At 40.4% G+C, this 15022-nt stretch carries 11 protein-coding genes; 4 read left to right on the top strand and 7 right to left on the bottom strand.

Features of this window, described 5'->3' with window-relative positions; translation table 11 throughout:
• Positions 1-37: 37 nt before the first annotated feature.
• From PVK63_RS04880 to nirB, 3 genes are read right to left on the bottom strand one after another with little or no spacing between them, the layout of a single operon-like run.
• A complete protein-coding gene (locus PVK63_RS04880) occupies positions 38-1507 on the bottom strand; it encodes a NarK family nitrate/nitrite MFS transporter (protein ID WP_130086400.1) in 1470 nt (489 codons plus the stop codon).
• An 8-nt stretch (positions 1508-1515) separates the two neighbouring features.
• Complete coding sequence (gene nirD, locus PVK63_RS04885; protein WP_130086276.1) at positions 1516-1848, bottom strand: nitrite reductase small subunit NirD; 333 nt, start codon at positions 1846-1848, stop codon at positions 1516-1518.
• Between the two features lie 11 nt (positions 1849-1859).
• On the bottom strand, positions 1860-4394 hold the full coding sequence (nirB, locus tag PVK63_RS04890; protein WP_130086275.1) for a nitrite reductase large subunit NirB: 2535 nt from the start codon (positions 4392-4394) through the stop codon (positions 1860-1862).
• A 384-nt stretch (positions 4395-4778) separates the two neighbouring features.
• Between nirB and PVK63_RS04895 the strand changes: the two genes are divergently transcribed.
• Positions 4779-7268, top strand: coding sequence for a molybdopterin oxidoreductase family protein (locus tag PVK63_RS04895; protein WP_130086274.1), 2490 nt, complete (start codon positions 4779-4781; stop codon positions 7266-7268).
• Between the two features lie 103 nt (positions 7269-7371).
• Here the strand turns inward: PVK63_RS04895 and astB are convergent, their stop codons facing one another.
• Positions 7372-8706, bottom strand: coding sequence for an N-succinylarginine dihydrolase (gene astB, locus PVK63_RS04900; protein ID WP_130086273.1), 1335 nt, complete (start codon positions 8704-8706; stop codon positions 7372-7374).
• 334 nt (positions 8707-9040) lie between these two features.
• On the opposite strand from astB, the gene PVK63_RS04905 reads away from it, so the two are divergent.
• Entirely contained in the window at positions 9041-10243 is a 1203-nt protein-coding gene (locus tag PVK63_RS04905) for a putative manganese transporter (RefSeq protein ID WP_130086272.1), read from the top strand.
• Positions 10244-10363: 120 nt separating this feature from the next.
• On the opposite strand, the gene yghU is transcribed toward PVK63_RS04905, so the two are convergent.
• Both yghU and PVK63_RS04915 read right to left on the bottom strand, forming a co-directional pair.
• A complete protein-coding gene (gene yghU, locus PVK63_RS04910) occupies positions 10364-11224 on the bottom strand; it encodes a glutathione-dependent disulfide-bond oxidoreductase (protein ID WP_130086271.1) in 861 nt (286 codons plus the stop codon).
• A 44-nt stretch (positions 11225-11268) separates the two neighbouring features.
• Positions 11269-11889, bottom strand: a complete 621-nt coding sequence (locus PVK63_RS04915; RefSeq protein ID WP_130086270.1) for a DsbA family protein — start codon at positions 11887-11889, stop codon at positions 11269-11271.
• Positions 11890-12029: 140 nt separating this feature from the next.
• On the opposite strand from PVK63_RS04915, the gene PVK63_RS04920 reads away from it, so the two are divergent.
• Positions 12030-12881: an EamA family transporter gene (locus PVK63_RS04920; RefSeq protein WP_130086269.1), complete on the top strand. Its 852-nt coding sequence runs from the start codon at positions 12030-12032 to the stop codon at positions 12879-12881.
• On the opposite strand, the gene PVK63_RS04925 is transcribed toward PVK63_RS04920, so the two are convergent.
• The gene (locus PVK63_RS04925) at positions 12868-13737 is read right to left on the bottom strand and encodes an AraC family transcriptional regulator (RefSeq protein ID WP_130086268.1); all 870 of its coding nucleotides are present in this window, start codon (positions 13735-13737) and stop codon (positions 12868-12870) included. The genes PVK63_RS04920 and PVK63_RS04925 overlap by 14 nt on opposite strands.
• A 113-nt stretch (positions 13738-13850) precedes the next feature.
• Here PVK63_RS04925 and PVK63_RS04930 point away from each other — a divergent pair, with 113 nt between their 5' ends.
• Positions 13851-15005: an aminotransferase-like domain-containing protein gene (locus PVK63_RS04930; RefSeq protein WP_274439923.1), complete on the top strand. Its 1155-nt coding sequence runs from the start codon at positions 13851-13853 to the stop codon at positions 15003-15005.
• Positions 15006-15022: the final 17 nt, after the last annotated feature.

The raw sequence follows: 15022 nt of genomic DNA on the forward strand, positions 1-15022 counted from the left end.
AGAAATCACCTTCAAAGATGGTTACCTAAAGCTTCGTTTAATGAGAGACATCGATGAGCGTAATGCTGCCGTCATCATTCACTTCGGTGATCTTTCCTTTTGGCTCTTCCATCAAGAGTAACGTTGCAAAGCCAAGCACTGCCGTTGCGGCTATCACCAAGAAAAAGGTTTGATACTCAACAAAGGAAAGTATGGTTAGATAAACCACCGCACCTACATTGCCATACGCCCCTGTCATCCCCGCGATTTGCCCTGTCATACGACGTTTAATTAATGGAACCGTAGCAAAGACGGCACCTTCACCCGCTTGAACAAAGAAAGAACACGCCATAGCAGCCACCACAGCAAGCCATAGTGGCCACTCACTATCAACTTGCCCCATGACAAAATAACCGACGGCCAACCCTGCCGTTAAGATCATTAATGTCGGCTTTCGACCACATCGATCTGATATCCATCCGCCTCCGGGACGCGACATTAAGTTCATGAACGCATACGCCGAGGCCACCATTCCTGCCATAACAGGGCTCAGCTCAAACGTATCTAAAAAGAACAATGGCAGCATAGAGACAACAGCCAACTCTGATCCAAAGGTTGCAAAATACAACACGTTTAATACCGCGACTTGCTTAAATTTGTATTGGTGATGTGGCGCAACATCATTGGTAAAGATGTCTTTATTCACTTTCCAAACTTGTGATACTTCATAAAAATAAATCACAATTAACGCAATATAAATTGTATTAACCATCACGCTTGAAAGCATATCAATGCCCGATGGTGACAATTTCCAAGTCAACAACGCTAATGCGGCATACATTGGAATTTTCATAATCAAAAGCAGATAGAAGTCACTGATAGACGTCACTTCCATTGCCGTTAAATGGGCAGGTTTAAAATACGTCGCGCCTTTTGGTGTGTCAGTAACATTCGCATAAAATACAAAAGCAAACAGTAAGCTCATGACTCCGGTGATCGCAACCGCATAACGCCAACCTTCATCACCACCAAACCATAGGGCAACCGTTGGCAATGTAAATGCGGCGGCGGCAGAGCCAAAGTTACCCCAGCCCCCATAAATCCCTTCGGCAGTACCTAGCTCATGGTGAGGAAACCATTCTGAAACTAAACGAATACCGACGACAAAGCCAGCCCCGATGAACCCGAGTAAAAAGCGGGCAATGGCTGCTTGCATAAACGAATCAGAAAAAGCGAACATAAAGCAAGGAAAAGAACAGACCGCAAGTAAGGCAGAATAGACCACTCTCGGTCCATATTTATCCGTTAGCATTCCGACAATAACTCGTGCAGGGATCGTCAAAGCGACGTTCAGAATTAATAAGGTTTTTATCTGCTCAGAGCTTAATCCAAGCGTTTCTTTAACGACATTAAGTAACGGAGCAAAGTTAAACCACACCATGAATGTAATAAAAAAAGCCATCCAACTTAAATGCAGTACTTTCATCTTTCCTGAAAATGAAAACAGTGAAAATTTATCGGTCATCATTGAGTCCTTTAATGAGTTAGACATATTTGTACATGGTGATCTATCACACGCACAGGGTAAGTCGTTAACGATATATCCGGCTGCTCTATGCACGCCCCAGTTTCTAAATGAAAATGATGCTTATAAAGCGGTGAAGATAGGTAAGGTTCACCTTCTAATGACCCCATCATTCCTCGTGAGATCACGTTCGCTTGGCCTATCGGGTCGTAATTTGATAATGCATACAGACGCTCACTTCGCTTACAGTAAAATAGCGCAATTTGCTTATCCTCGACTTTGGCACACGCCCCTAATTGTGGCGTTAACTCTTTAATTTTACAGATGGTAATCCAATTACTCATGATGTTATTCCTTATTCAACTAATGTAATTTCAATAGCAGAGCTGTCGCTTTTATCTTTGGGGGATTTTTGCTCGCGAACTTTTACAAACTTAACCCCTTCATCTACATCATTACTATTGATGTAGTGTTGGAATCGTTTCAGTTTCTCAGGATTTTCAATCGTGGTTTTCCATTCACATTGATAATTTCCAATGTTATGTGCCATTTCTTCCTCTAGCGTTTCAGCTAAATGGAGTGAATCGTCGATAATGACGGTTCTCAAATATTCCAATCCACCCTCAAGGTTTTCGAGCCAGACAGAGGTGCGTTGCAGACGATCGGCGGTACGAATATAAAACATTAAGATCCGGTCGATATAAGCAATTAACGTATCTTCATCTAAATCAGTAACGAACAAGTCCCCATGACGTGGGCGCATTCCACCATTTCCACACACATATAAGTTCCAGCCTTTATCTGTCGCGATAACGCCAATGTCTTTTGACTGCGCTTCTGCACACTCGCGAGTACAACCAGAAACCGCAAATTTTATCTTATGAGGAGAGCGCAACCCTTTGTATCGGTTCTCTAATTTAATCGCTAAACCAACGCTGTCATTAACACCATAACGACACCATGTACTACCAACACACGACTTAACGGTTCGCACTGATTTACCATAGGCATGACCCGTCTCAAATCCGGCATCAATCAGTTTTTTCCAAATAACAGGCAGTTCACTAAGATGCGCACCAAACAGATCCACGCGTTGCCCACCCGTGATCTTGGTATATAAATCAAACTCTTTTGCTACCTCTCCCAATACAATCAATTTATCAGGAGTGATCTCTCCACCAGCAATACGTGGGACAACTGAATAAGTACCATCTTTTTGCATATTGCCAAGATAAATATCATTAGTGTCTTGCAACTCTGCGTGATGGTTTTCAAGAACGTATTCATTCCAATAAGAAGCCAAAATTGACCCAATCGCAGGTTTACACGTAATGCAGCCTAAACCAGAACCGTGGCTGTTTAACAGCTCATCAAAGGTGTTAATGTTATTGATACGAATAATGTCCGCTAGTTCTTGTCGAGAGTAAGAAAAGTGTTCACATAAATGGTTATTAACCTCGACACCTAATTGACTTAACTCACTGTCTAATACTTGCTTTGCTAGGGCAGAACAACCACCACACCCAGTCGAGGCATTTGTGGTTTCTTTTAGCATCGACATACTGGTGCAGCCAACACTTACCGCTTGCTTTATATCTCCTTTGGTTACATCAAAACACGAACAAATTACCGCGGTATCAGGCAGGGCTTCAACGCCCATTGCTGATGAATTATCTTCTTTTACATTGGGTAAAATTAAGACGGAAGGTTGCTCTGGCAATGGCATGTTATTTTGCTTTAATTGCAGTAGCGTACCATAGGCATCAGCATCGCCAACAAGTACTGCCCCCACAATTTTCTTACCATCTTTTGAAATAATAAGTCGTTTATACACTTGCTCTATTTCATCATGATAAGTATAAGATTGCGCGCCCTCTGTTTTACCATGAACCTCTCCAATACTAGCGACATCTACGCCTAATAGCTTTAACTTGGTACTCATATCCGCACCAGAAAACTCGGCACTTTCGCCTAAAATATGGCTGACTGCTACTTTAGCCATTTGATAACCAGGGGCTACTAGGCCAAAGATCTGCTGTTGCCATAACGCACATTCACCAATAGCGTATACGTTATCAATCGAGGTTTGGCACTGATCATTAACCGCAATCCCACCTCGCTCTCCCAGTTGAATTTCAGTCCCTTTTGCTAATGTATCTTGTGGTCGAATGCCCGCCGAAAAAACGATCATATCGGTTTCTAAATGAGAGCCATCCGCAAAGTTCATTCGATAACGAGACGTCTCCCCTGCAATAATTTCGGTGGTCGCTTTTTCGGTATGAACTGACACCCCTAAGTCTTCAATTTTACGACGTAATAAAGCACCCCCACCTTCATCGAGTTGCACTGCCATTAATCGAGGCGCAAACTCAACAACATGAGTATTCAAACCAAGGTTTTGAACCGCATTAGCCGCCTCTAACCCTAGTAAGCCTCCCCCAATAACCACCCCTGTTTTACTCTCTTTACTTGAGGCTTCAATGGCATCTAAATCTTCCAATGTTCGATACACATGGCAATGCTCTTGATCATTTCCGGGGATCGGCGGAACAAAAGGATAAGACCCAGTTGCAAGTATCAATTTATCGTAGCTTTCAATTCGACCTTTATTGGTCAATATTTGATTTTTAGCACAATCAAGACGGATCACCTTTTCATTAATAACGAATTTAACCCCATTTCGTTGATAATAATCATCCGTTGTCAGTGCTAAATCATCGGCTGTTTTACCTGTTAAATAAGACGTTAATTGCACGCGGTCATACGCCAATCTCGGCTCTTCTGAAAAGGTGATAATTTCCATTTCTTTTTGTGATGAGGCCAAGAGGGTTTCGATAAATTTATGCCCTACCATGCCATTACCAACCACAACAATCCTTTGCTTACTCATATGGCTATCCTTTTTAAAAAATGTATAAACACATTGAGCAAAGAGAGTGCCACCCTCAATAAAATAAGGTAAACAAATTTAAATTATCAATTATTTTCAATAAGTTAAAAAATAAACCCTCTAGTAACATCAGGAAAAACAAAACATAAAGACATTTAAAATAACTAAAAATGCTCACTTGTAGTGCATTTTTATCTAAAACAGTGCAATTATTAAATTCAAGTTATCACTCTAGGATAAGAAGTAATCTAAAACGTCATCACGAAAACAATAACCAACTGAATAATAACAATAATATGTTAATATCCACTCATTTTAAAATAGAAAAATAATGGCTCAAACTTTGCTCTATCTTTATTAATAGCATTTTAATAAGGAATAAAGATGAGTGATGATAAATGGATAAAAACCACCTGTGCCTATTGTGGTGTTGGCTGTGGCGTCGAAGCTATTCCTAATTCTGACGGGTCATTAACCATCAGAGGAGATAAAGAGCATCCTTCCAATTATGGCCGTTTATGCACAAAAGGAGCCGCATTAGGTGAGACAGTAAAGAGTGATAATCGCCTACTTCATCCTATGTTAAGAGCTAAAAAAGATCATAGTCTATCGGCGAGTCATTGGCCTGAAGTGACTCAACACATTGCAGAGCAATTTCAGCAAACCATACAAGAATACGGTCCTGATTCTGTCGCCTTTTATGTTTCAGGACAGCTGTTAACTGAGGATTATTATGTCGCAAATAAGCTAATGAAGGGATTTATCGGCAGTGCTAATATCGACAGTAACTCACGGCTTTGTATGGCTTCTAGCGTGGTTGGACATAAACGTGCATTTGGCAGTGATACGGTTCCCATCTGTTATGACGATCTTGAGCACACCGAGTTAGTTGTTATTACCGGCTCAAACTTGGCTTGGTGTCATCCTGTTTTATTTCAACGCTTACGAACAGCAAAACAGGATAATCCAAATCTAAAAATTGTCGTTATTGACCCTCGTAAAACAGAGACCTGTGACATTGCTGACCTCCACCTTCCTATTCAATCAGGCTCAGATGTGGCTTTATTCAATGGCTTACTTAACTACCTGGCTAAGCATAATAAACTTGATCATGATTACATAAAAAAGCACACTAACGGCTTCGATAATGCGATTAACAGCATCGAAAGTGATGACATCACAGAAGAAATAACCAATGTTGACTATTGTAGAACTGAGCAATTTTATCAATGGTTTTCCCAATATAACAAAGTAATGACCATTTACTCTCAAGGTGTAAACCAATCATCACAGGGATCAGATAAAGTAAATAGTATTCTTAATTGTCATTTAGCTACGGGGAAAATCGGTTATCAAGGCTGTGGTCCTTTCTCTATTACCGGTCAGCCAAATGCAATGGGAGGCCGTGAAGTCGGCGGCTTAGCCAACACCCTTGCTGCCCATATGGAATTTGAGAACCCAACACACCATCAATTGATCTCTGACTTTTGGCAAACTGACTCTCTTGCAACAAAAGAAGGGATAAAAGCGATTGATCTGTTTGATGCAATGGATAACGGAAAGATAAAAGCACTTTGGATCATGGCCACTAACCCTGTGGTGAGCTTACCTGATACTCAAAAAGTCATCTCCGCTTTAAGCAAATGTCCTTTTGTTGTGGTTTCTGATTGCATCAATAATACCGATACCATGGAATTTGCCGATGTTGTGCTTCCTGCTCAAGGCTGGAGTGAAAAATCAGGTACAGTGACGAATTCAGAACGAAGGATCTCACGTCAACGCCGTATCTTACCCAGCCCTGAACAAGCCAAACCTGATTGGTGGATAATCTCTCAAGTTGCACAACAAATGGGCTTTAAAAAGCAATTTAATTATCGACATGAGGGTGATGTATTTAAAGAATACGCACAGATGACCACATTAGGGCAGAAAGATAACCCAAGAGATCTTAATTTAATTGGCTTAACAACGTTAGATGATCAAGGCTACAGTGAATTATCGCCTCAGCAATGGCCCGTATTAGAATTACAAACTAAAATTGAGCATCAGCGTTTATTTTCTGATGGGCAATTTTACACTGCAGATAAAAAAGCACGTTTCATTGCAGTCAGCTATCAGCCTCCTCAACAAGACACAACCGCTACTTTTCCTTTGCTACTAAATACGGGAAGAACACGAGATCACTGGCACACCATGAGCCGAACGGGATTATCAGAAACATTAGCCTCTCACTCTCCTGAGCCTTTTGTGCAAATTCATCCTAATACGGCAAAGGCATATCAACTCGAAAACGACCATATAGCGACGATTTACAATGTAAACAGTGAAATTCAAGCACGAGTAAAAATCACCGACGACATTGCGGAGTCCTCCCTATTTATGCCAATTCATTGGAACAGTTCAACGGCTAAAAACAGCAAGCCTTGCCTATTAATTCACTCATACGCAGATGAGATATCAGGCCAACCGGAATTCAAACACACACCTGTTAATATCAAAGCATGGCAACACAAGAGCGAAGCCTTATTTATCACTAGAACTAAAATAAACACCGGAAACTTTGATTATTGGGTGGTAGAGAAAATACCAAATGGCTATTTATATCGCATTGCTAGCACACTGAACACAATAGAATTAATAATCCTATTAAGTAATTTGTTAGATAATAAAAACAATAAGATTAATAAGAAACTAATACTAGAGCCAAAAGGAGAATATCGTCAAATCGTGCTGACTAATGCTCACTTACAGGCTGCATTTATTGTGAGTCATAAAATAGAAAGCAACCAGAAGGAGTGGTTATTGGCACTCAACCAACACCAAGATTATAAAGCGTTAGAATCTCATTTTTTTTATACCAGTCACAGTAAGTAAGTGATCAGAAACAGCGCAGGAAAAAATGGCTCTATAATCAAATTTAAACTTAGCATACGACTTAATTCGCTTAAGCATTATCTGATATAAAGCCATTTATCAGTTATCTTTGGAAAGGATACACAGAACCAAGCTGCATGATTTGTGTTAACTCATCCAACGCTGCTCGTGATTCTAATAATAACTGTGGATCCGCAAGATCTTTGTCTTCAATACGATCACGATAGTGCTTATCAGCCCACAGATTTAACGTTGTAAACAGATGATCGTTCATCAAGGTATGTTGATTGACGGCTTTTTGCTCTGCTTCATTTAATACAACACGTAGACGTAAACACGCTGGCCCACCGCCATTTTGCATACTCTGTTTTAAATCAAAGGTATGCAACTCATCAATACCGCGTTTTTGTTCTACTAGCTCATTTAGATACGCCCATACTCTTGGATTCTCACGACAATGTTGTGGAAGAATGATCAAGGTAGTCCCATCCGACTTAGTGATTAGCTGACTGTTAAACAGGTAAGTTTCGACTGCATCTTGCACCGACACTTTATCTGTTGTAACCTCAATAACATTAAAGCCAGAACCATAAGAAGCACTTAGATCTGATTTCACTTGTTCTTGATTCAAAAATGCTTGTTGATGGCAAAATAAGGTGTTCTTATTACCGACAGCAATAACATCATTATGGAATACCCCTTGGTCAATAACATCAGGGTTCTGTTGTGCAAACACCGTAAATTGCTCGCGTAAACCATGCGTTCGTGCAATCGCTTCACTGGCTTCTAACGTCTGGCGTGCTGGGTATTTTTTCGGAGCAAGGTAGCTCTCATCAAACGCACTTTTACCAAAAACAAAGAATTCAACGCCTTGTTCGCCATATTCATTACAAAAACGAGTGTGGTTTGCTGCACCTTCATCACCAAAGTAATCACTGTGTGGCAACGCTTCATGGTGAGCAAAGTGTTTTTCATCTGCAAACGTGGCTTTTAAAATATTGCCAGTGACTTCATCTTCAATTGAGCGGTGAAACTTATTAATTAAGTTAGCAGGAGTAAAATGGACTTTGCCATCAGAGGTATCGGCACTTGGAGAAACCGTACCTGCGTTTGCTGTCCACATACTTGACGCTGAGCTACATGCAGCAAGCAATTGAGGTGAATATTGATGAGATTTCTGTAGCACCTCAGCATCTGAACCGGAAAAACCTAAACGGCGTAGAGTATGAATATCTGGACGCTCTTGTGGTGCTAATACCCCTTGAACAAAGCCCATATCATGCAGAGCTTTCATCTTTTCTAAGCCTTGCTTTACGGCTTGTTTTGGGTTCGATGCACCAGATTTATTATTTTTAGAGGCAATATTCCCTACCGATAAACCACTGTAGTTATGCGTTGGCCCAACAAGACCATCAAAATTCGCTTCAACTGCTTTCATATATTCCCTCATGACTGTATCACTTTTAACTGTATAAAAGTTATTGCTTAGTAAGCTCTCTGGCCCACTCTAGTAGCCGATACTATCAAATTTCTTGATTTCGTCAGCATTTGATCTCACCAAACAAGCGCACAATCACAACTTTTATTTAACATTTTACAGCTTTTAATTAACTATTCTCTGTTATCAAATAACTATGCAGACTTTTATGCTAATCAATCTATATCCATAAAATTAATTTATCCATCGGTAAAAACTATTGAAATGATAGTTGATAATAATTCTCATCTGCATATACTGATAATCATTCGCATTTACTGATGGCTTTATTATTATGATAACTACTCATAAATTTTCACAATCACTCTCGCTTTCGCAGTTTTCACTGCAACACAAGCGCCTATTATTGCCTATCACTTTATTGGCCTTAGTCGGGGCAGAAACGACAAGAGAAATTACCGTCACAACGTTATCTGATGCCTTTTGGGCGGTATCTACCTACGTAGCTTTCACATTGGTTATTTATCATTACCTATCGAATATAATGGGTAAAACCAACCGTATTACTGCGCTTTATAATAAATCTCGTACCAACCAAGTCGTCTTCTCTTCATTACTTGGTGCCTTACCGGGTTGTGGCGGTGCAATAGTGGTGACCACTCAATACATCAGCGGTAAAGTCGGTTTTGGCTCAGTCGTCGCAGTATTAACCGCGACCATGGGGGATGCGGCGTTCTTATTAATTGCAGCACAACCTAAAGTAGGATTTGGCGTAATGGCACTCGGTGTTGTGGTTGGTGCAATCTCAGGCATGGTTGTCAATGCATTACATAAAGACGATTTTTTACGTCCTGAAACTCAAGATAAACAACAAGATCAGACAGTTGAAAATTCAGAGAAAAACACGTCATGCTTACAAGTAAAGGCGATCAACTTACAGGGTGTATTTTGGAAATGGGTATTAATTCCTGCAACAGTGATTGCCCTACTCGGTTCGTTCCAAGTAGATATCAATCAACTGTTTCATTTACCACAACACACGATTGAATGGATTGGCGCAATATTAGCGATTGGCAGCATGATGTTATGGTCGTTAACCAAAGAGATCAGTGATTATCAATCAACGGTTTCAGAAGATAATAAGTGTGTAAGTTCTCATCCAATGCAAAAGGCGGCGCAAGACACCAATTTTGTCTCTGCTTGGGTAATTGTCGCTTTCTTAATTTTTGAGCTATCAACCTACTTCTCTGGCATCGATTTACACACGGTATTTTTAGGTTATGGAATGTGGATGCCACTGATTGGCTTAGCAATTGGTTTACTTCCGGGTTGTGGTCCTCAGATTTTAGTGACTAGCCTGTATTTATCCGGGGCGATGCCAATGTCAGCACAGCTTTCAAATGCAATTTCAAATGATGGTGACGCACTATTTCCAGCAATTGCATTAGCACCAAAAGCGGCAATGCTAGCGACCTTCTACTCAGCCGTTCCTGCCTTTGTAGTTGGCTATGGTTATTACTTCTTGTTTGAGATGTAACTTGTTGCTAGATCGTAACAATAACCAAACCAAAATAAGTTAATGATCAGATAAATGCGAATAAAAAAGGCGACAGTATTATGCTGTCGCCTTTGTTTGATCTGCATTACGTAACAGTGATTATTTTGGTTTCTTGCTTAATACCATATCAATATCCGCGGCACTATGGCGCTCTGGTACTTGCTCCCACTCTTCGCCCCACCCACGATTGACAATTTTACCGCGCTGCACTGCTTCTCTGGCTTCAAGCATTTTTGCCCAGCGCACTACGTTGGTGTAAGAGTCTACTTGCAAAAACTCCGCAGCATCATACAAATTACCTAACACCAAGTTGCCATACCACGGCCAAATCGCCATATCAGCAATACTGTATTCTTCACCGGCAACATAAGTATTTTTAGCAAGTTGCTTATCAAGTACGTCTAATTGGCGTTTTGCTTCCATAGAAAAGCGGTTAATTGGGTATTCTTGTTTTTCATCAGCATACGCATAAAAGTGACCAAAACCACCACCTAAAAATGGGGCTGAGCCTTGCGCCCAAAATAGCCAATTAAAGGTTTGGGTTCTCGCACTGCCTTCTTTTGGTAAAAACTGACCAAATTTCTCAGCCAAATGAACCAAAATAGAAGCCGACTCAAAAACATGAACTTCAGGATCGACAGAGTGATCAACCAAAGCAGGGATTTTTGAATTTGGATTAACATCCACAAAGCCTGATGAGAATTGATCGCTCTCACCAATATTGATTAAGTAGGCATCGTATTCAGCCTCTTTAATGCCTAGCGCCAATAACTCTTCCAATAGAATCGTCACTTTTTGGCCATTAGGCGTCGCAAGTGAATACAGTTGCAAAGCGTGCTCGCCAATCGGAAGCTCTCTCTCATACCTTGCACCAGATTCAGGACTGTTAATGTTCGCCCATTTATTACCGCCATCAGTGTCATTAACCCAAATTTTTGGTGGTGTGTATTCAACTGTCATTGATAGATCCTTATCCATTCGGAGTAAAATGCATTAATTACTTATTAATATAGACGACTTTTTAACAGTGCAACGGTCCCTTCTGATTTTTCGTAATCAATAGGGAACTCAATCAACTCATCCTCTGTTTTAAAAAATAAAGAGGGGAAACCGCTTCGACCAATTGAGCGAGAAAATGCAATTTCATCTAACAATGCTTGGTGCGTCTCTGGAGATAATAAATCCAACTCAAATTTCACCATATCTAAACCAATGTCTCTCGCACAGCCGAGCAATACGTCATTGTCACTCGGGTTCATCGCTTTTAAATAATAAGCGGTTTGAATTGCCTCAAGCATTGCTAATTCAGCACCTTGAGCTCGTGCAGCAAGAATGGCACGGCAAGAAGGATATGTTGAGCGACGAGGGGTATTCTTCTCCCAAAAGTCGTGATTAAAAGAAGTACCTAAGTAGTTTTCTATTTTTTGCCAATATGATGCGATTTGGGTCTGCATCTCTTGCGACATAGGCTCTTCGGAGTCAGGAGCTAACCCACCAAGAACATAGACAATATCGACGTCGCTAGAAACGGCTTGTTTAACCTTATTCCATACTGGTTTATAGCCCCAACACCATGAGCACATTGGGTCGTAAACGTAATAAAGTATCGCTTTTTCCTCTGACATAATTTAATTCCTTTTAAATAATTACTTTCATCATATGGGATGCATTACTTAATAGCAAAACATCAAAGAAGGGCATAGAATCGACACCATTCAGATAGCGCACTACTGTCGTGTTGATGTAGATTATTAAAAGGTTCGTTATGTATACATTTTTTGGGGCTTTGGCTTTTATTATATGGGGATTAGTTCCTGTTTACTTCCATCAACTGGAAGGCTTCAGCCCTGCATTAATTTTATCTAATCGTATCTTTTGGTCGGCGGTGATTCTAATTGCTGTTTTTTGCTTTAAGCCCAACTTAATAAACAAAAAACAATGTACGGCTAGAAATATCTCTATTGCGTTTATGGCAGGGATCATGATGAATTTATCGTGGTTAGGATTTGTATACGCAACCATCACCAATAACATCATGGCGGCATCATTAGCGTTTTATATTACGCCTGTTTTTGTGTTTTTTATGGGCTTTGTCTTTTTTAAAGAAGAGCTAAAATCACCACAAAAAATTGCCCTATTTCTGATGGTATTAGCCATTGTGAGTTATGTGTATTTAGACCAACAATTGCCTGTGTTAAGTTTGGCTATTTCACTCTCATTTGCGAGCTATATTGCCATTAAAAAACTGATTAAATTAAATACCTTTGGTGCTGTTTTCTTTGAGCACATTCTTTTTGCACCTATCGCTTTGTGGTACATCATGACTCACTCTGATGGCCTTTCTGCACTTAACTGGGCGACCTTAATGGGAGCTGCACCATTGCAACTTATCCCTATTTTATTATTGAGTATTTCCATTCTCAAAACACCATTAAGCAAGATAAGCTTACTCCAATATATTGAGCCAACGTTGCATCTTGCTTTAGCTATATGGGTTTATCATGAGCCTATTTCTAGCGGTCAAAAGTACGCATTGATATTGGTCATTATCTCTATCATGGTTGCTAACATAAAAATGAAAAAGACAAATAAACCGAACCTTGCTAATAAAAGCTAATTGGCAAATAAAAATCCAATTCAAATTCTTCAGATTCATTTAAAAAATGATTTTTGTGGTAACGCACATACGCCGGTGTCGATCTTAATTTAAAGCCTGACGCCGGCAACCATTTCTCTAATACCGTACTGATTTGTGGCAGTAATTGCCCATAAACACCATGCAACCGAAACACCGCATGTAATCCACCAGGGATCACCATTTGATTTACCACACCACGGTATTTCAATGGTTTATCAATCGCAATACACGCTACATAACGACACTTATTAAGCTCAACCCATGCAGGATTTGAATGGTGTAAGCCAAATTGAGTAGAGAAATCTCGATTCTCGGTATTTGCCCACGCTTTTAATACCAACCACGCATTTCGAATCGAGCGGTTATAGCCATCATGCCTCACATAAGCCGCCAACAGCTCTGGTACCTCTGTAATTTTTGGTTGAGGCAACACTCTATCAGCCACACTTAAATACCCTGCCGCAACTTCAGGGTCTTTCAAATACGGTTTATCAGATATCTGTAAATCGTGCTTTCGCCATTCACCCGGAGACATATCAAAAGTCGCCTTAAATGCACGACTAAAAGAAGAGAGCGAACTAAAGCCGCAGGTATTGGCAATATCTAAAACGGTCGACTTAGTATCAAACATAAGCTGATTCGCAGCATACTCCATACGAGTTCGACGAATATACTGATGAATCGACTCTCCCACCACTTGTTTAAAAATACGATGAAAATGCTGCTCTGAATACGCCGCCACCTCAGAAAGCTCTTTTGCCGTAAGTTCTTTGCTGATGTCTTTATGTATATAAAACAGAACATCATTGATTCTTGATATGTGTTGTTGGCTCATAAACTCAAAATAGCATAAATGGACATATTTATAAGCATAAACGGACAAACATAGTTGTGCAACGCCTTGTACTATCAAAGGATAAAATAAATAAGATAATGATGGGAACACATATGGAAATAGCTCACTCACTGCAACAGATCCAATCTTCTTATATCAGAGAGATCTTAGCGGCAGCAACGGACAAGAATGTTATCTCTCTCGCAGGTGGATTACCTGATGAGAAAACGTTCCCAATTGATTTAATGAAGCCAACATTAGAAAGCCTGTCTGATATGCCAGAAGTCTTTCAATACGGTGCAACCGCAGGTTACGGCCCTCTGTTAGAGCTACTGACAGAAATGTACCAATTACCAGAAACCCACATGCCAATGATCTGTACCGGCTCTCAACAAGGGTTAGATCTGATTGCACGAGCTTACATTAACCCAAATGATACCGTGGTTATGGAAGCACCGAGCTACCTTGGTGCTATGCAAGTTTTTGGTTTAGTTCAAGCCAATATCGCAACCGTATCTCAAACAGATTTTGGTCCTAATCTTGAAGAGTTAGAGCAATGCTTTATTCAAGATTCACCAAAAATGTTCTATGCCGTGCCTGATTTCCATAACCCAACGGGCGTATGCTGGTCATTAGAAACACGAAAAAAAGTGGCTGAGTTGTGCATTAAATACAAAGTCGCTTTCATTGAAGATGCGCCATATCGTGAACTACGCTTTACCGGCGAAGCGCTGCCAATGGTTTCCACTTTTTGTCCTGACGATTCTATTGTACTGCGTTCATTCTCAAAAATTGCCTCTCCGGGTTTACGTATCGGTGCAGTAACGGGCAAGAAAAGCTATTTAGAGCCTCTGATTAAAGTAAAACAAGGTGCTGATTTACACTCAAGTGTACCAATGCAAGCTCTATTGGTTGGCTTATTAAAGCACGCTGACTTTTGTCTGCACATGGAACAAATTCAAGCGTTATACAAAACGCGTTATGATGTGTTATTCGCAGAACTGAAAAAACAATTACCTGAAACTTGCGTGCTAAACCCTGTTGATGGCGGCATGTTCATTTGGTTATCTCTACCTGATTGCGACACTTTCGCTCTGGCTAAAACGTTAATTGCTAACGGTGTTGCTGTAGTACCAAGCCCTGTATTTTATCCAAAACCAGAAGGCGCCCCCTCTGCACTGCGTTTAAACTTTACTAATGCAAACCCAGAAGAGTTAGTTGAAGCCGTTGGTCGTCTAACGAAAGTATTGAATGAAGCGTTAAGCTAATTCTGTAAAGCGATAAC

The sequence above is a fragment of the Aliivibrio sp. S2TY2 genome (genome assembly GCF_028765525.1).
Classification (GTDB): Bacteria; Pseudomonadota; Gammaproteobacteria; order Enterobacterales; family Vibrionaceae; genus Aliivibrio; species Aliivibrio finisterrensis_A.

Bases quoted from the DNA above. Each gene is read 5' to 3' on its own strand.
- PVK63_RS04880 (WP_130086400.1), bottom strand. From the start codon at position 1,507: ATGATGACCGATAAATTTTCACTGTTTTCATTTTCAGGAAAGATGAAA.
- nirD (WP_130086276.1), bottom strand. From the start codon at position 1,848: ATGAGTAATTGGATTACCATCTGTAAAATTAAAGAGTTAACGCCACAA.
- nirB (WP_130086275.1), bottom strand. From the start codon at position 4,394: ATGAGTAAGCAAAGGATTGTTGTGGTTGGTAATGGCATGGTAGGGCAT.
- PVK63_RS04895 (WP_130086274.1), top strand. From the start codon at position 4,779: ATGAGTGATGATAAATGGATAAAAACCACCTGTGCCTATTGTGGTGTT.
- astB (WP_130086273.1), bottom strand. From the start codon at position 8,706: ATGAAAGCAGTTGAAGCGAATTTTGATGGTCTTGTTGGGCCAACGCAT.
- PVK63_RS04905 (WP_130086272.1), top strand. From the start codon at position 9,041: ATGATAACTACTCATAAATTTTCACAATCACTCTCGCTTTCGCAGTTT.
- yghU (WP_130086271.1), bottom strand. From the start codon at position 11,224: ATGACAGTTGAATACACACCACCAAAAATTTGGGTTAATGACACTGAT.
- PVK63_RS04915 (WP_130086270.1), bottom strand. From the start codon at position 11,889: ATGTCAGAGGAAAAAGCGATACTTTATTACGTTTACGACCCAATGTGC.
- PVK63_RS04920 (WP_130086269.1), top strand. From the start codon at position 12,030: ATGTATACATTTTTTGGGGCTTTGGCTTTTATTATATGGGGATTAGTT.
- PVK63_RS04925 (WP_130086268.1), bottom strand. From the start codon at position 13,737: ATGAGCCAACAACACATATCAAGAATCAATGATGTTCTGTTTTATATA.
- PVK63_RS04930 (WP_274439923.1), top strand. From the start codon at position 13,851: ATGGAAATAGCTCACTCACTGCAACAGATCCAATCTTCTTATATCAGA.